The organism is Pseudomonas sp. MWU12-2319, from assembly GCF_023242525.1.
GTDB lineage: Bacteria > Pseudomonadota > Gammaproteobacteria > Pseudomonadales > Pseudomonadaceae > Aquipseudomonas > Aquipseudomonas gingeri_D.
The window spans coordinates 63,889-83,429 of sequence record NZ_JALJES010000006.1 but is presented as its reverse complement, the minus strand read 5'-3'; the positions used below and the strand labels follow the sequence as shown (position 1 = coordinate 83,429).

At 63.0% G+C, this 19,541-nt stretch carries 22 protein-coding genes; 13 read left to right on the top strand and 9 right to left on the bottom strand.

Translation table 11 applies throughout. From position 1 onward, the window contains the following. Nucleotide 1: 1 nt before the first annotated feature. Entirely contained in the window at nt 2-448 is a 447-nt protein-coding gene (gene gspG, locus M5C01_RS11935) for a type II secretion system major pseudopilin GspG (protein WP_103497932.1), read from the bottom strand. A gap of 521 nt (nt 449-969) precedes the next feature. Here gspG and hutH point away from each other — a divergent pair. From hutH to gspI, 10 genes are all read left to right on the top strand, one after another. After that, nucleotides 970-2,499 (top strand): histidine ammonia-lyase, encoded by a 1,530-nt coding sequence (gene hutH, locus M5C01_RS11930; protein WP_103497933.1) that lies wholly within the window; start codon nt 970-972, stop codon nt 2,497-2,499. A gap of 58 nt (nt 2,500-2,557) precedes the next feature. Continuing rightward, nucleotides 2,558-3,763 carry an alpha-hydroxy acid oxidase gene (locus M5C01_RS11925; RefSeq protein ID WP_152738761.1) on the top strand — a complete coding sequence of 402 codons (1,206 nt, stop codon included), beginning with the start codon at nt 2,558-2,560 and terminating at the stop codon, nt 3,761-3,763. After that, nucleotides 3,760-5,136 carry an FAD-binding oxidoreductase gene (locus tag M5C01_RS11920; protein ID WP_103497935.1) on the top strand — a complete coding sequence of 459 codons (1,377 nt, stop codon included), beginning with the start codon at nt 3,760-3,762 and terminating at the stop codon, nt 5,134-5,136. Before M5C01_RS11925 ends, M5C01_RS11920 begins: the two co-directional genes overlap by 4 nt. A 101-nt stretch (nt 5,137-5,237) precedes the next feature. Continuing rightward, on the top strand, nt 5,238-6,074 hold the full coding sequence (locus M5C01_RS11915) for a transporter substrate-binding domain-containing protein (protein WP_100941101.1): 837 nt from the start codon (nt 5,238-5,240) through the stop codon (nt 6,072-6,074). Between the two features lie 73 nt (nt 6,075-6,147). Continuing rightward, on the top strand, nt 6,148-6,807 hold the full coding sequence (locus tag M5C01_RS11910; RefSeq protein WP_152738758.1) for an amino acid ABC transporter permease: 660 nt from the start codon (nt 6,148-6,150) through the stop codon (nt 6,805-6,807). Beyond that, complete coding sequence (locus tag M5C01_RS11905) at nt 6,804-7,475, top strand: amino acid ABC transporter permease (RefSeq protein WP_103497937.1); 672 nt, start codon at nt 6,804-6,806, stop codon at nt 7,473-7,475. The genes M5C01_RS11910 and M5C01_RS11905 overlap by 4 nt, the downstream gene beginning before the upstream one ends. Nucleotides 7,476-7,525: 50 nt before the next feature. Further along, complete coding sequence (locus M5C01_RS11900) at nt 7,526-8,365, top strand: amino acid ABC transporter ATP-binding protein (protein ID WP_103497938.1); 840 nt, start codon at nt 7,526-7,528, stop codon at nt 8,363-8,365. Continuing rightward, nucleotides 8,362-9,495 carry a histidinol-phosphate transaminase gene (gene hisC / locus M5C01_RS11895; protein ID WP_103497939.1) on the top strand — a complete coding sequence of 378 codons (1,134 nt, stop codon included), beginning with the start codon at nt 8,362-8,364 and terminating at the stop codon, nt 9,493-9,495. The genes M5C01_RS11900 and hisC overlap by 4 nt, the downstream gene beginning before the upstream one ends. A gap of 3 nt (nt 9,496-9,498) precedes the next feature. Next, the gene (hutC, locus tag M5C01_RS11890; RefSeq protein WP_100941096.1) at nt 9,499-10,236 is read left to right on the top strand and encodes a histidine utilization repressor; all 738 of its coding nucleotides are present in this window, start codon (nt 9,499-9,501) and stop codon (nt 10,234-10,236) included. A gap of 129 nt (nt 10,237-10,365) precedes the next feature. Further along, nucleotides 10,366-10,782 (top strand): type II secretion system minor pseudopilin GspI, encoded by a 417-nt coding sequence (gene gspI / locus M5C01_RS11885; RefSeq protein WP_103497940.1) that lies wholly within the window; start codon nt 10,366-10,368, stop codon nt 10,780-10,782. On the opposite strand, the gene M5C01_RS11880 is transcribed toward gspI, so the two are convergent. Next, the gene (locus M5C01_RS11880; protein ID WP_152738755.1) at nt 10,742-11,173 is read right to left on the bottom strand and encodes a general secretion pathway protein GspC; all 432 of its coding nucleotides are present in this window, start codon (nt 11,171-11,173) and stop codon (nt 10,742-10,744) included. The genes gspI and M5C01_RS11880 overlap by 41 nt on opposite strands. Before the next feature lie 247 nt (nt 11,174-11,420). Here M5C01_RS11880 and M5C01_RS11875 point away from each other — a divergent pair, with 247 nt between their 5' ends. Both M5C01_RS11875 and M5C01_RS11870 read left to right on the top strand, forming a co-directional pair. After that, on the top strand, nt 11,421-11,873 hold the full coding sequence (locus tag M5C01_RS11875; protein ID WP_103497942.1) for a GspH/FimT family pseudopilin: 453 nt from the start codon (nt 11,421-11,423) through the stop codon (nt 11,871-11,873). Further along, entirely contained in the window at nt 11,870-12,481 is a 612-nt protein-coding gene (locus M5C01_RS11870) for a prepilin-type N-terminal cleavage/methylation domain-containing protein (RefSeq protein ID WP_152738753.1), read from the top strand. Before M5C01_RS11875 ends, M5C01_RS11870 begins: the two co-directional genes overlap by 4 nt. Before the next feature lie 172 nt (nt 12,482-12,653). Here M5C01_RS11870 and M5C01_RS11865 read toward each other — a convergent pair whose 3' ends face one another. Genes M5C01_RS11865 through M5C01_RS11855 form a run of 3 tightly spaced genes read right to left on the bottom strand, consistent with a single transcriptional unit; the run spans nt 12,654 to nt 14,918 of the window. Next, nucleotides 12,654-13,589, bottom strand: coding sequence for a FecR domain-containing protein (locus M5C01_RS11865; protein ID WP_152738747.1), 936 nt, complete (start codon nt 13,587-13,589; stop codon nt 12,654-12,656). Between the two features lie 49 nt (nt 13,590-13,638). Next, nucleotides 13,639-14,187: a sigma-70 family RNA polymerase sigma factor gene (locus M5C01_RS11860; RefSeq protein ID WP_100941089.1), complete on the bottom strand. Its 549-nt coding sequence runs from the start codon at nt 14,185-14,187 to the stop codon at nt 13,639-13,641. A 5-nt stretch (nt 14,188-14,192) separates the two neighbouring features. Next, nucleotides 14,193-14,918 (bottom strand): TonB-dependent outer membrane receptor, encoded by a 726-nt coding sequence (locus M5C01_RS11855; protein WP_248764314.1) that lies wholly within the window; start codon nt 14,916-14,918, stop codon nt 14,193-14,195. A gap of 153 nt (nt 14,919-15,071) precedes the next feature. Between M5C01_RS11855 and M5C01_RS11850 the strand changes: the two genes are divergently transcribed. After that, nucleotides 15,072-15,398 carry a hypothetical protein gene (locus M5C01_RS11850; protein ID WP_152738744.1) on the top strand — a complete coding sequence of 109 codons (327 nt, stop codon included), beginning with the start codon at nt 15,072-15,074 and terminating at the stop codon, nt 15,396-15,398. A gap of 123 nt (nt 15,399-15,521) precedes the next feature. Here the strand turns inward: M5C01_RS11850 and dctM are convergent, their stop codons facing one another. From dctM to M5C01_RS11830, 4 genes are all read right to left on the bottom strand, one after another. After that, nucleotides 15,522-16,805, bottom strand: coding sequence for a C4-dicarboxylate TRAP transporter large permease protein DctM (gene dctM, locus M5C01_RS11845; RefSeq protein WP_100941087.1), 1,284 nt, complete (start codon nt 16,803-16,805; stop codon nt 15,522-15,524). Continuing rightward, nucleotides 16,805-17,443 carry a TRAP transporter small permease gene (locus M5C01_RS11840; RefSeq protein WP_103499830.1) on the bottom strand — a complete coding sequence of 213 codons (639 nt, stop codon included), beginning with the start codon at nt 17,441-17,443 and terminating at the stop codon, nt 16,805-16,807. Before M5C01_RS11840 ends, dctM begins: the two co-directional genes overlap by 1 nt. A 32-nt stretch (nt 17,444-17,475) precedes the next feature. Beyond that, nucleotides 17,476-18,462, bottom strand: coding sequence for a TRAP transporter substrate-binding protein (locus tag M5C01_RS11835; protein WP_152738741.1), 987 nt, complete (start codon nt 18,460-18,462; stop codon nt 17,476-17,478). A gap of 193 nt (nt 18,463-18,655) precedes the next feature. Then, nucleotides 18,656-19,468 carry a CoA ester lyase gene (locus M5C01_RS11830; RefSeq protein WP_103499832.1) on the bottom strand — a complete coding sequence of 271 codons (813 nt, stop codon included), beginning with the start codon at nt 19,466-19,468 and terminating at the stop codon, nt 18,656-18,658. Nucleotides 19,469-19,541 lie beyond the last annotated feature (73 nt).

Genomic DNA, 19,541 nt, shown 5'->3' with positions numbered 1-19,541 from the left:
ACTACAACTGCCAGGAGCCGATATCAGCATCGGTGCCTTCGCCGCCCGGCTTGCCGTCGGCGCCCAGGGAGAACACATCGACTTCACCGTTGGCCCCGGGGTTGAGGTACTGGTAAGGACGCCCCCACGGATCGTTGGGCAGGCGTTCGAGATAGGAGCGCCAAGTGCTGTCCTTGGCATTCGCCGGGCGCTCGGCCAGGACCTTCAGGCCCTGGTTCTGGTTCGGGTAGGTGCCGTGGTCGAGGCGATAGAGCTTGAGGGCCTGCATCAGGCTGCCGATGTCCTGCCGGGCGGCGGTGACCCGGGCCTGGTCGGGGCGGTCGAGAACCTTGGGCACCACAATGGCCGCGAGGATCCCGAGAATGACCACCACGACCATGATCTCGATCAGCGTGAACCCTTTCTGGGCGCCGATCCGCGAGCGGGAACTGATGTGCGCGATATCCATCTCGACATTCCTTGGCTTGATTCGATTCGCCGCGGATTGTTGCAAGAAGATATGTCACCGGTATTGAAAATCCTCGGGAGGAAATACCTGCCACCCCGTTGCGCGTTTCTAGCGCCAGCGTTCAGTCTCGCGAAGCCCGGCCAGTCGTTTGGCGAGTGAAATCGCCACAACCTGTATATACAGCATGAATTTTCATCATTGCTTCCCCGCCTTTATCTCCCCGCGACACCTTGCAGGCCAAAGCGACCATCCGTTGCCCGCAAGCCTTTTTTCGCGAAAAACCCTACTACCATTGGTTTCAATTCGCCCCAACAGTGTGCGGGAGGCGCGGTTTTGGTGCGGCTTTTGGTTACACATTCAAGATTCAACAGCCACTGTCATTTTTTCGCAAGCAACGGGAATCGGGTCTGAAACGCCACTCTCTGGGCGGAATAGCAGTTCTGGCCCGCATATTGCTCATCCTGTATATACAGGAACATATAGCCACCTATTCCACCCACCCTCCGCCTTAGGACACTGCCATGCCCGCACCTCTGCAGCTCAAGCCCGGTCAACTCACCCTGGATCAACTGCGCGTCATCTATCAGAAGCAATGCGCGATCGAGCTGGACCCCGCCGCTCGCGAAAACGTCGACGCCAGCACCCGCACGGTGAACGAGATCATCGCCAACCAGCGCACCGTGTACGGCATCAACACCGGCTTCGGCCTGCTGGCCAGGACCTCGATTGCCACCGAGTCGCTGGCCAAGCTGCAACGCAACCTGCTGCTCTCCCACTGCACCGGCACCGGGCCGCTGCTCGATGATGCCAGCGTCGGCCTGATCATGGCATTGAAGGTCGGCTCGCTGGCCCGTGGTTTTTCCGGGATCCGCTGGGAAGTGATCGAAGCGCTGGTCAAGCTCTATCACGCCAAGGTCTATCCGTGCATCCCGTCCCAGGGCTCGGTGGGCGCCTCGGGCGACCTGGCACCGCTGGCCCATATGTCCGCCGTGCTGATCGGCGTCGGTCGCGTGCGCCATGAAGGGCGGGAAATGGATGCCGTCGAAGGCCTGGCGATTGCCGGCCTGGAACCCATGGTGCTGGGGCCGAAGGAAGGCCTGGCGCTGATCAACGGCACCCAGGTCTCCACCGCACTGGCGTTGCGCGGGCTGTTTGCCGCCGAGAAACTGTTCAGCGCCGCCGTGGTGGCCGGCAGCCTCTGCGTGGAAGCCTTGAAAGGCTCGGACGTGCCCTTCGACCCGCGCATCCAGGCGGTACGCGGTCAGCCCGGACAAATCGACGTGGCCCAGTTCTATCGTGAACTGCTGGCGAACAGCGAGATCCGTCAATCCCATATCGATTGCGCCCGGGTCCAGGATCCCTACTCGCTGCGCTGCCAGCCGCAGGTCATGGGCGCTTGCCTGGACCATCTGCGCTTCGCCGCCGGGGTGTTCCTGCGTGAATCCAACGCGGTTTCGGATAACCCATTGGTGTTCAGCGCCGACGGCGACGTGCTCTCGGGTGGCAACTTCCACGCCGAACCGGTGGCGATGGCCGCTGATGTGCTGGCCCTGGCGATCTCCGAAATCGGTGCCCTGTCCGAACGACGGATCGCGCAACTGGTCGACCCGGCGCTCTCCGGTCTGCCGGCCTTTCTGGTCCGCGAAGGCGGCCTGAACTCGGGGTTCATGATCGCCCAGGTCACCGCCGCGGCCCTCGCCTCGGAGAACAAGACCCTGGCCCACCCGGCCTCGGTGGACAGCCTGCCGACCTCGGCCAACCAGGAAGACCATGTGTCGATGGCGACCTTTGCGGCTCGCCGCTTGCTGGATATGGCCGGCAACAGCAGCGCCGTGGTGGCCATCGAACTGCTCGGTGCCGCCCAGGGCGTCGACCTGCATGCCCCGCTCAAGACCTCGGAAAAACTCGCTGAAGTCCTGGCGATGATTCGCCGCGAGGTCGCGCACTACGACGAAGACCGTTACTTCGCGCCCGATATCGCGGCGGCCAGGAACTGGGTCGAATCCGCCGCCTTCGAGAGCTGGTTGCCCGCCGCACGTCTGTATGCCTGATTAACACCGGGTTGGCGCAGCCCTGCTGCGCCACTTTCTTCACGCCATAGGGATCGCCATGCGTCGCTACTATTCAGGGCCGGATTTTCACCGGGCACAGAGCATTGCCGAACTGGCCGTCATGGCCCGGCAACGCCTGCCGCATTTCGCCTGGGAATACCTGGAAGGCGGAGCGGAGGAAGAGCTGACGCTACGCCGCAATCGCCGGGCGTTTGCTGATATAGCGCTGTTACCGCGCACCCTGATGCCCTGCTCGGTGACGCAAACCCAGCGCTCGCTGTTCGGGCGAGAGCTGCCGCTGCCCATGGCCATCGGCCCCACTGGCTACAACGCGATGCTTTACCGCGATGCCGATATTCATTTGGCCCGCGCCGCCACCGAGCGCGGCCTGCCCTTTACCTTGAGTACCGTGTCCACCAGTTCCCTGGAACAATTGGTCACGGCGGTGCCCGAGGTCAATCTCTGGTTCCAGCTCTATTGCCTGCGTGACCCCGCCGTTGGCGCGGACCTGCTGCAACGGGCCGACGCGGTCGGTTGCAGGACCTTGCTGCTGACCAGCGACGCCGTACTGCTGGGCAATCGCGAATGGGATCGGCGCAACTTCGTCCGCCCCCGGCAACTGAGCCTGCGCAACCAGCTCGACGTACTCTGTCACCCACGCTGGATGGCCCAGGCGCTATGGCCACGGGGCCTGCCGATCCTGGGCAATATCGAGCGCTACCTGCCGCCCGGACAACGCACCATCGAAGGCGCCGCGCACTTTATCGGCAGCCAGATGGACACCGGTCTCGACTGGGACGCACTGGCCCGGTTACGCGAGCGCTGGCCCCATCGGCTGCTGCTCAAGGGCGTGCTGCACCCGGCGGATGCCGAAAAAGCCGTGACGTTGGGACTCGACGGGTTGGTGGTCAGCAACCATGGCGGCCGTCAACTCGACGGGGTTCCCGCCAGCCTCGACTGCCTGCCGGCAATTGCCGCCGTGGCCAAGGGCAAGCTCGCGTTGCTGCTCGACAGCGGTATCCGGCGCGGCAGCGACATTCTCAAAGCCTGTGCACTGGGGGCCGACGCGGTGTTGCTGGGGCGATCTACCCTGTATGGAGTCGCCGTCGGCGGACAGGCCGGCGCCGGCCATGCCCTCGATCTGCTGGCGCAAGAGCTGCGCCTGGCCCTGTCCTTGCTGGGCACTGCGAACCTGAACCAGCTTGATCGTCGTGCCCTGGTGACGACGCCCTCTACCCTTTCCGACCGTGAGTTGAGCCGATGAGCGATTTACCACACACCCTCGAACTGCTGCGTCAGGCGTTGGGGAATGACGCCGTCGTCACCGGCGCCGATATCAGTCAGCGTCACTACAGCGACTGGACCGGCCATGCCCCGGCCTGTCCCGCCGCGCTGCTGTTGCCACGAACCACGGCGGACGTGGCGAGTGCCTTGCGGATCTGCAATGGTGCCGGACAATCGGTGGTTCCCCAGGGCGGCATGACCGGGCTGGCGGGCGGCGCTGTGCCCAGGGCCGACGATATCGCCCTGTCCCTGGAACGCCTGCGCGGCATTGAAGAGATCGACCCCGCCGCCGCCACCATCAGCGTCCTGGCCGGCACCACGCTGGAGGAAATCCAGCAGGCGGCGCTCAACGCCGGTTTTGTCTTCCCCCTGGACCTCGGCGCTCGCGGCTCGTGCCAGATCGGCGGCAATATCGCCACCAATGCCGGTGGCAATGCGGTGATCCGCTACGGCATGACCCGCGACCTGGTACTCGGACTGGAAGTGGTCCTGGCCGATGGCCGGGTGCTCGATCTGCGCAACAAGATGATCAAGAACAACTGTGGTTATGACCTGAAACAGTGCTTTATCGGCAGCGAAGGCACCTTGGGCGTGATTACCCGCGCGGTCTTGAAGCTCGCCCCGCAACCGGGCCAGACCAGCACCCTGCTCTGCGCCCTGCCCGACTACGCCAGCGCGGTCAGCCTGCTGCGGCGGATCCAGCGCAGTGTCGGCACGCCGCAGGCCTATGAATTGATGTGGCAGGACTTCTTCCGCCTCGGCGTCAGTTGGCTGGAAAACTCGACGGCACCGATGTCACTGGAGCATCCGCTATATGTGCTGCTGGAGTCCGCCGGTTCCCAGGAGCAGCTGGAAACCTCACTGGAAGAGGCGTTCGCCGCCGGTGAGGTCCTTGATGCGGTTCTCGCCAGCTCCCAGGCCCAGGCCCGGGGACTCTGGAAGATCCGCGAAGCCACCGGTGAGTTTCCTGTCCGCATGACCCCATTGAATTTCGACGTCAGCCTGCCCATCGGCCTGATCGGCGACTTCGTCGAGCGTTGCCGCATACGCCTGGAACAGCACTGGCCGGGCAACCACAGTGTGTACTTCGGCCACATCGGTGACAGCAACCTGCACCTGACCCTGGACTGTGCGTCCCTGCCCCAACCCGCGCCGATCCTGGCCATCGAGGAGCTGGTCTACAGCGCGGTCGGCGAACTCGGCGGCTCGGTGTCCGCCGAACATGGCATCGGACTGCTCAAGCGCGAGTTTCTCCATCACTCGGTCGGCCCCGAGGCCCTCGCCGTGATGCGCCAACTCAAGGACTGCTTCGACCCCAACGGCATTCTCAACCCGGGCAAGATTCTCGCCTGAGGGCTGTATATACCGCAATGGCACGTTAACTGCTGTTACCAAGCTGAATCACCGCAGGAACACACACTCAACCTCGCTGCATCCCCTGAAGGAGTGACACCATGCAACTCGATTCTCTATTCAGTAAACGATTCAACGGCCTGTGCCTGGCGCTCACCCTGAGCGTCGCTTCCCTGGCGGCACATGCTGATCAACTGGCGGACGTCAAGAAAGCCGGTGAACTGGTGGTAGGTACCGAGCTGCAATTTGCGCCTTTCGATTTCACCGACAACGGCAAGCAGAAAGGCCTCAACTCCGAGCTGTTCGAGCAGTTGGGCAAGGAACTGGGAGTCAAGGTGAAATTCCTCGACCTGCCGTGGCCAAGCGTATTGCCAGGGCTTGAAGCGAAGAAATTCGACGTGGTCGCCGGCCCGATCATCGTCACCCAGGCCCGTAAAGAGCGTTATCACTTCATGCTGCCGATCGCCGAAGCCACCGTGGCCTTGATGATCGGAGCCAACGACAACAGCATCACCAAACCGCAGGACATCGCCGGCAAGGCCGTGGGCGCGGGCAAGGGCTCGGCGCAACTCGAGGAACTGAAGACCTTCGCCGCCACCCTGCCAGAGAAAGTCACCATCCGCGAATACGTCGACAACAACCAGGCCTACGCGGACCTGGCGGCCAAGCGCATCGTCGCCGTCGCCAACTCGCTGCCGAACATCTCCTATGTCGCCGCCCAGCGCAGCAATGCCTTCAAAGTGGTCCAGCCTCCGTTCGGCAAGACCTCCTACTTCGCCTACCTGGGACGCAAGGATGACGACGCCAACAGCCTGATCGCCGCACTCGATGCCGCCCTGCTGAAAATGCATGCGGACGGGCGCCTGGCGGCCTTGCAGAAGAAATGGCTGGGTGCCGAGATGAATGTGCCGCAAGCCGACTTCACCCCAACCTGGTAAATCCGCCTGCCCATTGGAGGACCTGATCGCCGGCCAAGCCTGGCCGGCGATCAGCTGAGTTGGAGTCACCGCAATGTTCGATTGGCCTTTATTTTTGCAGAACCTGCCGTTGCTGCTGACCAGCCTGCTGGTGACCCTCGAGGTTTCCACCGCAGCCCTGGTGATCGGCTTTTTCATCGGCATCCTGATCGCCAGCCTGCGCCTGTCGCCGGTGCCGTTGTTCAGGCGCCTGGGGGGCGGCTACATCTTCGTGTTCCGCGGCATTCCGCTGCTGGTGCAATTGCTCTTTGTCTATTACTTCCTGCCACGGGTCGGCCTGCCCAATGTGTCGCCGCTGACGGCCGCGATCATCAGCCTGTCGTTGTGCGCCGGGGCTTATATCGCCGAGATCCTCCGGGGTGGCTTCCTGGCCATCCCCGGGGGGCAATTGGAGGCAGCCGGGCTGCTGGGCCTGAGTACCCGGCAGATGCTGATCCGCATCCGCGTGCCGCAAGCCGTGCGCCTGACCCTGCCGGCCCTGGTCAATGAAATGATCCTGCTGATCAAGGCTTCCTCGCTGGTGTCGGTGGTAGGTCTCGCCGACCTGACCCGTACCGCGCAGAACCTGGCGGCCAGCGACTACCTGTTCGTCCAGGACTACCTGATGCTGGCCGGCTTCTATTGTCTGATCAATATCCCACTGGCGTTCTGCGGCGGCCTGTTGGAACGACGCATGAAGGAGCAACTGACATGATCTTCGACTACCGGGTCATTACCGAGCACCTCGACGATATCGCCCAGGGCTTCACGGTCACCCTCGGCACCTGGTCCGCCGGGGTGGTCCTGGGGTTGTTCCTCGGCTTGCTGATTGCCGTGGCCCAGTTGTTCGGCAACAACCTGATTCGCGCACCGCTACGGGCGTTTATCGAGGTCATTCGCAGCACGCCATTCCTGGTCCAGCTGTTCCTGGTCTATTACGGCGGACCGTCCTTCGGCCTCAGCCTGGACCCTGTTCCCGCCGGGATCCTCGGGCTGGGCATCTATGGCAGCGTGTACTTCGCGGAGATCTTCCGCACCGGTTTCGAGTCGGTGGCCCGTGGCCAACTGGAGGCGGCCGACTGCCTGGGCATCACCCGCTGGCAATGCATCCTGCGCATCCAGTTGCCGCAGATGCTGGTGATCATCCTGCCGGCGCTGGTCAACCTGGTGACCATCCTGTGCAAGGAAACCGCGGTGCTGTCGATCATCACCATCCCGGAGCTGACCATGGTCATGACCGGTATCGGCTCGCAAACCTTCGCCTTCGTCGAAACCCTGCTGGTGCTGTGTATCGGCTATCTGCTGCTGGTGGAGTTCTGTTCACGCCTGGGCATGGTCCTGGAGACCCGGGTCGGCCGCTTTATGAGCAGGCAGCCGCAATGACTATCCAACAACGCCCCCTGCCACCCATTGTCCCGAAACAAGGTGACCCCATGAAGACCTCCGAACAACTCCCCGGCGACTCGCAACCCATGGTGCGCCTGCACAATGTCGGCAAGAGCTTCGGCGCCCTGCGTGTACTCAAGGGGATCGACCTGCAGGTCCGGCATTCCGAAGTGGTGTGCCTGATCGGCCCTTCCGGCTCGGGCAAAAGCACCCTGCTACGGAGCATGGCCTTTCTCGAAGAGTACGACGAAGGCGAGATCCATATCGAAGGCCAGTTGCTCGGCTATGTGCCGGACAACGGCAAGGGCCGCAAACGCGCCGCGCAAGCGCAGATCAATCAGGTCCGACGCAATATCGGCATGGTCTTCCAGCAGTTCAACCTGTGGCCGCACATGACCGCGTTGGGCAATGTCAGCGAAGCCCTGCTGCGGGTGCGCAAGCTGCCGGCCGCCGAAGCCCGTAAGCGCGCCCTGGCGATGCTCGACAAAGTCGGCCTGGCGCACAAGGCCGATGTCTATCCGATCCAGCTCTCCGGCGGTCAGCAGCAGCGCGTGGCGATTGCCCGGGCGCTGGCCATGGAGCCGCACATCATGCTGTTCGACGAACCGACTTCGGCCCTCGACCCGGAGCTGGTGGGCGAAGTCCTGCAGGTCATGAAGACCCTGGCCAAGGAAGGCATGACCATGGTGGTGGTCACCCATGAGATGGGTTTCGCCGCCCAGGTCGCCGATTCGGTGGTGTTCCTCGACCAGGGCCAGGTGGTGGCCCAGGGCACCCCGCAGCAAATCTTCCACAACACCGAACACCCCCGTCTGCAGCAATTCCTGCAGAACTATCTGGATCGCAATGCGTTCTGGCAAGACAACAAAGAGGCTTCCCCGGTATGAACGCTGCTGAACTGCAACTCCTCGCCCGCCCCCAGGTGCGTGATCTGGCCAGCTACAACGCCGGCCTTGGCACCGAAGCGGTGCGCAAACGCTTCGGGCTGACCCGGGTGGCCAAGCTGGGCAGCAACGAAAACCCGCTGGGGCCGGCACCGGCGGTCGCCGCAGCCATGACCCTGGCCTGTTCCAGCATAGCGCTGTACCCGGATGCCAGCTGCCTGGAACTGCGCGCGGCCCTCAGCGCCAAACTCGGCGTGCCGGGCAATCAGTTGGTGTTCGGCAACGGCTCCGAAGATTTGCTGAGCATTATCAGCCGGGTGTTCCTCGACCATGGCGATGAAGTGGTCACCGTGGTGCCCTCGTTCGGCCTGCACTTTATCTACCCTATCGCCGCCGGGGCCCGGGTAACGGGCGTGCCGATGACCGATGAAGGCCGTTTCGACGTGCCGGCAATGATTCAGGCCCTGACGCCGAAAACCCGTCTGCTGATGTTTTCCTGCCCTTCCAACCCGGTCGGCTGCACCCTCGATGCCGACGAGCTGCAACGCCTGTTGGCGGCACTGCCGGCCCAATGCCTGTTGGTGTTCGACGAAGCCTACTACGAGTACGCGCAATTCGAAGAGGGTTATCCCGATTGCCTCGGTCTGATCCAGGCCAGCGGCAAGCCCTTTATCCTGCTGCGAACCTTCTCCAAGGCGTATTCCCTGGCCGGTTTGCGGATCGGCTACGGCATCGTCAGCGACCCGATGCTGGCCGACCTGATCGACCGCCTGCGCACGCCGTTCAATATCAATCGCGTGGCCCAGGCCGCGGCGATTGCCGCCCTGGCCGACGAGGAGCACCTGCAAGCCACCCTCGCCCACGTCGCCCATGAGCGCCGGCATATGGTGATTGCCTTGCAGAACCTGGGCCTGGACACCGCGCCGTCGCTGGCCAACTTCCTCTTCTTCAGCACGCCCTATCCGGCTGAAACCATCAACCAGGCCTTGCTGGGCAAGGGCATTATCGTCAAACCCTGGCGTGAAGACGGCTACACAGAGTACTTGCGTGTCTCCATCGGTAGCTGTGAGGATAACGACCTTTTTCTCAAAGCCCTGGCAAGTGTTCTTGCCGCTCAAAAAGATGCGGACTGACCCATGATCAAAAATGCACCGCAAGCCCTCTATCGGCGCGCGAAGGACTTTGTGCAAGACAAGCTGCGCAGCGGCGAATGGAAGCCTGGCGACTTGATCCCCTCGGAAAACCGCCTGGTGCAGGAACTGGGCATTTCGCGCATGACCGTCAACCGGGCCTTGCGCGAGCTGACGGAAGAAGGTCATCTGTTGCGTATCTCCGGCGTCGGCACCTTTGTCGCCGAAAGCAAGCCGCAATCGAATCTGCTGCGCATCACCAATATTGCCGATGAAATCATCGCCCGCGGGCACAGCTATTCCTGCCGGGTCCTGCACCTGGGCCGCGAGGCGGCCTCGATGCCGGTGGCCGCCGCGCTGGCGCTGCCTACCGGCTCGTCGGTGTTTCACCTGATCTGCGTGCACAGCGAAGAAGGCGTGCCGGTGCAGTTCGAGGATCGCTATGTCAATCCCGAGCTGGTGCCGGACTTTCTGCAACAGGAGTTCGGTGAACAGCTGCAACCGGCGCGCTACCTGTTGCAGGTCATTCGTCCCGACGAGATGGAGCATATTGTCGAGGCCGGTCACCCCAGCAGCGACGAAAGCCGGCATATGCAGATCGACGCCCTGGAGCCATGCCTGATCCTGGTACGGCGGACCTGGAGCCAGAACAAGATTGTCACCTACGTTCGCCTGACCCATCCCTCGTCGCGGTATCGCCTCGGCAGCCGCCTGCCGGTGAGTGGCGCCCACAGGGACAGTTAAGGGAAGACCTGTCAGCGGCTGAAGGCGAATCAACGGCAAGCCGTTGCGAAAAGCTCGGGAGCTTTGGTCAGCAGGCGGTCAAACAAGCCCCCTAGTCTTGAGCCCGGGTTCCCCTCTCGAGTCGACTTGATGCCCCGTCCACACCACCAAGGTGGTTTCACCCTGATCGAAGTGCTGGTGGCCCTGACAATCATCGCCGTCGCGCTGTCCGCCGCCGTGCGCATGGCCGGGGTGATGACCCAGAGCAACGGGCTGTTGCGGGACAAATCCATCGCCTTGCTGGCGGCCCAGAGCCGTCTGGCGGAATTGCGCCTGGAAGGACGCCTGCCCGTCGGGCGCAAATCCTTCGAATGCGATCAGGGCCGGCTGATGTTGCGCTGCGACCAGATGATCGGCGCGTTCGGCGCCGGTCTGTTCAAAGTCGATATCCTGGTCCTCGATCGCAGCCGCGAGGCGCCACCGCTGGCCCAGTTGGAAACCGTGCTGAGCCCGGCCCAACCGGCACTCAAGGGCGGGTCAGCTTCGGCAGGAACGGCGCAGCACTGAGGCGGGTCACGTTCAGGTGGAGTTTTTCCGTGCCGCGTTCGACAACAATGCCCTCGGGCTCGATGGCCAGCAGGCGCACGCCCTGGCTCAGGGTTTCGCCCGCCAGGAAACTGCGCGGAGGGCCGTCGTTGAGACTGAGGATCGCCACCGCCCCGTGCACTCCGGCCATGACCCCGGAGACCTTGATATCGAGCACCGCCGGCTGGTTGGAAAACCATTGCAGGGCGGGGTTGTCGCTGCGGGTGCCGGCGGTTTGCGGCAGGCCTTCGGGTAACAGCGATGGCGCAGGTTTCAGCAACAGGCTGGACCAGGTCAGCGCACCGGCCAGGGCCGCGAGCAAGGCCAGCGCCTGAACGAACTGCGGCGGGGAAAAACGGTGAGTCCATTGCATGCTTGAGGTCCTTCTCGACAGTGATCCGAAACAGAGGCTGCGCCGCAAATCCCTGTGGGAGCTGGCTTGCCAGCGATAGCGATATATCAGGCGACAACGATGTCGACCATGAATTCGTATCGCCAGCAAGCCGACTCCCACAGAAACGCGCTCCCATCAGACTACCTGTCAATTCTCACGTTTTTATTTCACATGCTCATCATCTTCGCGGCGCAGCCTGTATCAACCCCCAAGGAGCCCTTGTCGAATGGATGTCGTGCGCCCCCAAGCCGGTTTCACCCTGATCGAACTGATGGTGGTGCTGGTCATCATCGGTATCGCCAGTGCGGCCATTGGCCTGAGCATCAAGCCGGACCCGTTGCACCTGCTGCGCAAGGACGCCGAGACACTGGCCCAGGCCCTGCAGGTAGCCCAGGCCGAGGTCCGGGCCGATGGCCGGCCGATTCGCTGGCTGAGCGACAGCAAGGGTTATCGCTTCAGCCGCGGCGACGACCAGGGCGGCGTCGAGCAGTTCGCCCAGGACCCGCAACTGCGCCCCCGTGCCTGGCTGAGCACACCGATGCAGGTGCGTATCGACCCGGGCAAAAGCCTGCTGTTGACCGCCGAGTGGATCGGCGTGCCGTTGCGCCTGTCGCTCTCCGACGGCCAGCACAGTATCAGCGTGCTGCGTAGCGCCACCGGCGAGGTGAAGGTGCAATGAACAGGCGCCAGCAAGGCTTTACCCTGATCGAAGTGATGGTCGCGATCATGCTGATGGCGATTGTCAGCGTGATCGCCTGGCGCGGGCTGGACAGCGTCAACCGCGCCGACGAACACCTCAAGGCCAGCGCCGGACAGACCCGCGAACTGCTGGCGGCGTTGGGGCAGTTGGAGCGTGATGTGGCGCTGCGCGCCGGCATTGAACTGGTGGAACCGGTGGTGGTGGATACCGAACACGAAGCCCCGCCCGCCCCCGTGGCCCTGAGCGTACGCAGCGCCGAGGGCAAGGGCTTTCGCCTGGAGCTGATCCGCGCCGCGCCGCAGCAGGACGGCGCTCTGCAACGGGTGCGCTGGTGGTTGCAGGGCGGCACTCTGTATCGCGCTGCTGGACCGGCGCGCACGCAATTCCCGTTGCCGGCGGCCAAGGAGGGTGTCGCGGTACTGGCTCAGGTGCGGGAAATGGACTTGCGGGTCTGGCAACCGGGCAAGGGCTGGCGCAACCTGGGCGGTAATCATCAGGATAATCCCCGGGGCCTGGAAATCACCCTGGTGCGCGACACACCCCAGGGGCCGGAGCGTTATCGGCAGGTGCTGGGCCCGCTGGAATAGCGTTACCTGGACTCACTTGCTCGAAAGCTGAACGCACACCTTGTGGGAGCGGAGCTTGCCCGCGAAGCTTTTGGCGATCTCAATGGCCTCTTCGCGGGCAAGCTCCGCTCCCACAAGGGCAGCTCCGACAGGGACCGGGGCAAGAGGAGTATCTACAATCGACAGCCCAGAATCAGCTGAGCAACACCACGCCACCCGGCAACTCGGTGCACTTGGCTCCGTAGGCATCGCGGATCAACAACGCCACCCCCGCCAACTGATCGAGACTGAAACGCGCCTGGACCTTGCGTTTGCCCAACTCGGCATTGAGCAACACCAGCATGCCCGGGCGATAGCGGTTGATCTCGTCGATCACCGAGGCCAGGGTCGCATCATTGAACACCAGCATCTTGTTACGCCAGGCGATCACGTTCGCCGCATCGACCGTTTGCGGCTCGCCGGTATGCCGGGCGTCATAGGTCAACTGTCGGCCACTCTCCAGACGAAAGCTGCGGCCCTGCACCTGCACCGTCAGCAGACCTTCGATACAGGTCACACAAACGCTCTGGTCAATATGACGCACGTTGAAACGCACCTGATCGGCATGTAACCAGCCCGGACCGGCCTGGACGCTGATCGACTCACGCGAGCGCGTCACCACTTCCACTTCACCACTGACCAGTTCGATCCGCGGGCTGCCGCCGACCGCCGCCAGACGATTGATCCGGGTCTGGGTGTTGAGCTCCAGGCGGATATCGTCGCTCAGGTCGATGCGCCGCTGCTCGCCAACTTCGGTGACGTAATCGGCACCCAGCCCGGAAAAACCGCCGGGTATCGTTTCGCGCACCAGGAAAAAAGCCGCCGACGCCGCAATGGCAGCCCCGAGAAAAGCCCTTCGGCCAAACTGCCGGGCACGGGGCGGATGCTGCAATTGCAAGGCGGCCGGCTTGAGGGAGTGCCACATCGACTTGCTGCGTTCGAACGCCTGGGCGTGTTCCGGGCTCTGCGCGCACCACTGGCGCAAGGCCCGGGCATCGCCAGCGGTGGCCCGCCCCGAGGTCAGGAGGATCAGCCAATCCTGGGCTTCGCTATGCAATCGAGCGGTCTCGCCGGCCCGGGAATCAGTCATGGAAGTCGTGTTCAAGCGCGCAGGTACTCAAGAAAATTTTGCTGGTCTATTACCTAGACGGTTTTCCCGCACCGGGACCGAACCGCTGAATCACTTTTCTTTCAAGGCGTGCCGCGCAATGCCCCAGGGCGGCCTTCAATTCCTTTTCGACCATGCGCGTGGAAATCCCGAAACGTTGGGAAATCTCCAGGTGCGGCGCTTCTTCCAGACGCGCCGCGATAAAGATCCGCCGTCGCCGTGGCGGCAGTTCATACAGGGCGCTGAGCAGCAACTGGATCTCCTTCTGCCCACCCACGACCCGCTCCGGGTCCTGGGATTCGTCGCTGACCTGCAACAGTTCCTCGATTTCCTCGCCCGTCAACAAGCGCGCGTCGGCCTGGCGGCGATCGGCGGCGATATTCAGCGCCATGCGGTACAGATAGGCGTTGGGCTGGGTGAGGTTGAGCGGCGCTTCCATGCGGTCGACCCGCAGATAGGTTTCGTGCAGGACGTCGTTGGCCAGATCCTCGGAACCCAGGCGTCGGCGCAAGCGCGCCTTGAAGTCGTCATAGGAGGTCAGGAACAACCGGACCATAGGACTCTGCCCGATATTCTTCATACTTATCAGGCTCCTTCCCGCTCTGTGCATTCCATGCTGCTTCCTGCTGAGTTCGGCGTTATTAGAAGGGTTATCGGTTGATGCAGCGACGTTGGCGCGGGACGCCTGACACGCACACCACTCAACCGTGCCACCAGCGCCCCGTCGCGCTGAATATCTCCGGTGGAACTGACCAGGCGGCTGTACTGGACATCACCGGCACGCCCGATCCACACCTGCAACACCGCCCGGTAAGTCCCCGGCCGGGTCAGCGGCAACGCACACAAGGCCTGCTCGATCGCCACCTGGATCGCCTGGGCATAACTGCTTGCCATGGCTCTCGCCGCCGAACCCTCGCTCCCCTTGCCCGTCGGCCGCTCGTTGACTTGCGCCACTTGCAGGGTGAAGGCATCGGCCCGGGCGTAACGCGTCATCAGGCCAGTACCGGTGAGCAACAGGCTCAGGGCTTCGCTGGCCCGATAGCGACCCTGCACGGCAAAGGATCGGCGTGCGCGGGTCAGATCACGGTCCACCAGCACCGCCATGCCGGTCAGGCGACTGAAGGTATCCAGTGCACCTGCCAGTTCCTGGGCGGCAATGTCCAGGTCCAGGCGCGCCTCGGGATCAAGCTGTACCGGTTCCGCCGCCAGGCACGAACAAATCCCGCCCAGCAGCCAGCCGGCCAGGACCAGGCTCGCCAAGGGATAGCGAAAGAACGACAGACGCACCGCCACGGATCGAAGTCCCTGCACAGCTGACGTGTTCCTGAAAATCGTCATCCTGAGGGCTGTTTATGAACCTGATGTTACGTTCATTGCAAAAAAACCATCACCTGGTGGCGAACGGCTTTGATCTAGACTAAAGGACCAGAGAAACCCTTCTTCCAGGGTCGCCAGGAGGCGTCAATGAAATACTCATCAACCCTTACCGCGCTGTTGTTGCTCGCGCTATCGGGCTCGGCGCTGGCCGCTGAGCCGACCGCGCAACCGGTCGGTTGCATCGACGTCAGTGTCGGCGGCTACAAGGCCCCGGACTACAACTGCCTGAGCCAGCAGATGAGCGACCCGGAGCAGACCCAGGCGCGGCAGAAGAACCAGGAAGCACTGAACCCCGACATCAGCAAAAAAGCCCCCAACAAACTGGGCCTGGCAACGCCGGCCGCCACCAGTGTACGCATGGGCAATACCTTCGGCACCTCGGTGATGCCGCAGCGGCCACCAGCGGGCCAGTGACCCCTGGCTGCCCTTGAAGGAAATTCGAAGCCAGGCGCGGTCCTTGTAGGAGCCTGGCTTGCCAGCGAAGAGGCCCTCAAGATCGCCAAAAGCTTCGTGGGCTGGCCTTGCTCTTCCAGAGCATCAAGGCATGCCCAACCAGTGCGGCAGCGTCAGCGAGATCATCGGCACGTAGGTCACCAGGATCAGGAACGCCAGCAGGATCATCAACCACGGCAACGCCGCACGGATAGTCTGTCCCAGGGTGAGCCCGGTTACCGCCGAGGTCACGAACAGGTTCAACCCCACCGGCGGGTGCACCAGGCCGATTTCCATATTCACCACCATGACGATCCCCAGGTGAATCGGGTCAATCCCCAGCTTCACCGCAATCGGGAAGAAGATCGGCGCCAGGATCAGCACAATGGCCGACGGCTCCATAAAACTACCGGCAACCAACAGCACCACGTTGACCATCATCAGGAAGCCGATCGGCGTCAGCCCTTCGGACACCACCCAGTTGGTGATCTGCTGCGGGATCTGCTCGGTGGTCAGCACATGGGCGAACAGGATGGCGTTGGCGATGATGAACATCAGCATGATCGCCAGTCGACCCGACTCCATCAGCACCTTGGGACAATCGCGGATCTTCATGTCCTTGTAGATAAACAAGGCGACAAACGCCGAATACACCGCCGCCACCGCCGCCGCTTCGGTCGGGGTGAACAGGCCGCTGTAGATCCCGCCGAGGATGATCACCAGCAACAGCAACCCCCAGAAGGCACGGCGCGCCGCCGTCAACCACTCGCGGAAGGTCGCCCGTGGCTGCGCAGGTAATTTCTTGATCCGCGCAACAATATAGATCGCCACCATCAGCATCAGGCCCAGCAGCAGCCCGGGAATCACCCCGGCCATAAACAGCTTGCCCACCGAGGTTTCCGTGGCCGCCGAGTACACCACCATGACGATCGACGGCGGAATCAGGATGCCCAGGGTCCCGGCATTGCAGATGATCCCGGCACCGAACTCCTTCGGATAACCCGAACGGACCATCCCCGCCACCGCGATGGAACCCACCGCCGCCACCGTCGCCGGCGAGGAACCGGACAAGGCGGCGAACAACATGCAGGCCAGCACGGCGGCAATCGCCAGGCCCCCGCGAATATGCCCGACACAGGCGTTGGCGAAATCGATCAAGCGCTTGGCCACGCCGCCGGTGGTCATGAACGCACCGGACAACAGGAAGAACGGAATCGCCAGGAAGGTGTAGGCGTCCGAAGTCTCGAACAGCTTGATCGCCAGGGAACTGAGGGAATCCTGGCTGAAGATCAGGATCGACACCGCGCCGGACAGTCCCAGGGAAATCGCAATGGGCACGCCGAGGAACATGAAGGTGAACAACAGCAGAAACAGACAGAGAACGGCCATCAGTGCTGCTCCTTGTGTTCACTTGCCAGCTTGCTCGCTTCGCCGGCTTCATCGGCCAGGCCCAGACCGGCCTGGCGACGGGTGAAAATGCGGTAGAAGATTTCCAGGTAGCGGATCAGCACCAGGGCAAAACCCACCGGCACGATCACCACGATATAGCCGACCTTGATCCCATACTGGTCGAGGTCTTCGGCACCGATCCCGGCGGCGAGCACCGCGCTCAGCCACTTGTAGCTGGCCACCATGAACAGCCCGGCGTAGGCCAGGCAGCAGGCGCAGGCGAGCAGCGCCAGGTAGCGTTGCACCGGACGCGGGGTCAGCTTGACCAGGGCGTCGACCCCGAGGTGGCCGGCGGTGCGCACGCCGTAGGAGATACCGAAGAAGATCAGCCAGCCGAACATGGCCTTGGTCAGGGCCACGCTCCAGGTCATGTCCTGGGCCACGGTCATGGTGGCGTCGCCCAGGCTGTTGAAGAAGGCGCGGCTCCAGGCCCAGCGATCAGCCAGGTTGAAGAACAGCGTGTAGATGTTGTTGGCCATCACATAGACAAAGGTCACCAGCGTCATGGCCGCCAGCAGGAAAGCGATAAAGCCTTCCTCGAAATGTTCCCAGATGCGCCGCAAGGGTTGCGTTTGCATGGACAGGACTCCGCGAGAGGGAAAAGGAGGTATCAGGGCTGGTTGGACTTGTCCGCCGCATCGATCAGGTCGGCACCGATCTCACCCTCGAACTTCTTCCACACCGGCTTCATCGCCTCACGCCATTGCCCGCGCTCTTGGGGGCTCAGCTCGATGATTTCGCTGGTCTTGGCGTCGATGATCTTCTGCTTGGCGCTCTGGTTCAGCGCTTCGGCCTGCTTGTTCACCTCGACGGTGACCTCGGCCATGATCTTTTCCAGCTCGCTGCGAATATCCGGCGGCAGGCCATCCCAGAACTTGCTGTTGGTGATCACCATGTAGTCGATCAGGCCATGGTTGGACTCGGTGAAGTACTTCTGCACCTCGTTGACCTTCTGGCTTTCATAGTTCGACCAGGTGTTCTCGGTGCCGTTGACGGTGCCGGTCTGCAAACCCTGGTAGACCTCGGCGAAGCTCATCTTGCGTGGATTGGCGCGGATCGCCTTGAACTGCTCCTCCAGCACACTGGAAGCCTGGACGCGGAACTTCAGGCCACGGGCATCGCCCGGTACGTGCAGCGCCTTGTTCGCGGAAATCTGCTTCAGGCCGTTGTGCCAATAGGCCAGGCCGAGAATGCCCTTGCCCTGCATCGCAGTCAGCAGCGCCTTGCCCTGGGCCGCCTGGAAGCGGTCGACGGCGGCCATGTCGTTGAACAGGAACGGCAGGTCGTAGATCTGGATCTGCTTGGTGTACTGCTCGAACTTGGCCAGGGACGGTGCCAGCATCTGTACGTCACCCAGCAGCAGGGCTTCCATTTCCTTGCCGTCACCGAACAGCGACGAGTTGGGATAGACCTCGACCTTGACCCGGCCCGGCAGGCGTTCTTCGGCGAGCTTCTTGAACAGCAGCGCGCCCTGCCCCTTGGGTGTGTTTTCCGCGACGACGTGGGCGAACTTGATCACGATGGGCTCGGCCGCCTGCGCGAGGCCCACGGTGAGCAAGGTGGCGGCGCAGAACAGCGCCCGGGTCAACTTGAACATGTAAGTCACCTTCTTATTGTTGTGTTGTAGGCAGGTTGCCTAAAGCCATGCGTATAGAGAATTTCGAATTCTGAGTACCTGCGTTCGGCTCAGGTGAACGCTCCGTAAACTCTGGGTTTATTGCCGAAGGCTGAGTACGACGCGGTCTCCGATCAGCGGCCAAGGATCGGCCTGTCGAGCCTGCGGTGATGGCCTACACCAGCGCCAACAAGCGGCGGGCCCGCAACAAGACCGGGGCGTCGACCATCTGCCCGTCGACCTGATAGGCTCCGGCGCCGTCACTGCCGGCGTCCACCACGCGGCGGGCCCAGGCCAGGTCTTCGGCACTCGGCGCCAAGGCCGCGTGGATCACCGGCACCTGCCGGGGGTGAATGCACAACGCACCGGCAAAGCCCATTTCATAGGCATGGCGGATTGAGCGGCGCAGGCCCTCGGGGTCGTCGATGGCCGGGTGTACGCCGTCCAGTGGGGCGACCAGGCCGGCGGCCCGTGAATGCACGATCACCGCCAGGCGTGCCTGGTCGAGGGCGAACTGCGCGGCGTCCGAGCCGCTGCTCAGGTTGAGGTCAAGGGCCAGGTCCAGGCCGCCGAAGGACAAGCGCTCGACGCCGGGGGCGCTGGCGATTTCAGCCAGGCTCAACAAACCGCGGGCACTTTCGATGATCGGCCAGACGGGTTTGCCGGTCGCCGCCACGGCGCCGACCTGGGCGGCGTTCTCAACCTTGGGCAGCAGCACGCCGCTGACACCAGGGTGTTGCTTGCAGAACGCCAGGTCGGCGCTGTGTTCGGTGTGGTCCGGGGCGTTGATGCGGACCAGGACCCGGGCCTGGGGATTGGCGGTAAGGAATTGGCCGAGGTGGTCACGGGCAATTCGTTTGAGCGGTTCTTCGACGGCATCTTCGAAATCGACGATCACGGCATCGGCGCCGCTGGCCAGGGCCTTGGCGAAACGCTCGGGACGGCTGCCGGGCACGAAGAGCGCGGAGCGGGCAATGGATGAAGACATGTTGTGTTCCTTGTTTTTGGTTGCACGGTCTGTCTGGGGGGACCGTGTTATCGTTCTTCGTGGCGGTGCGGCG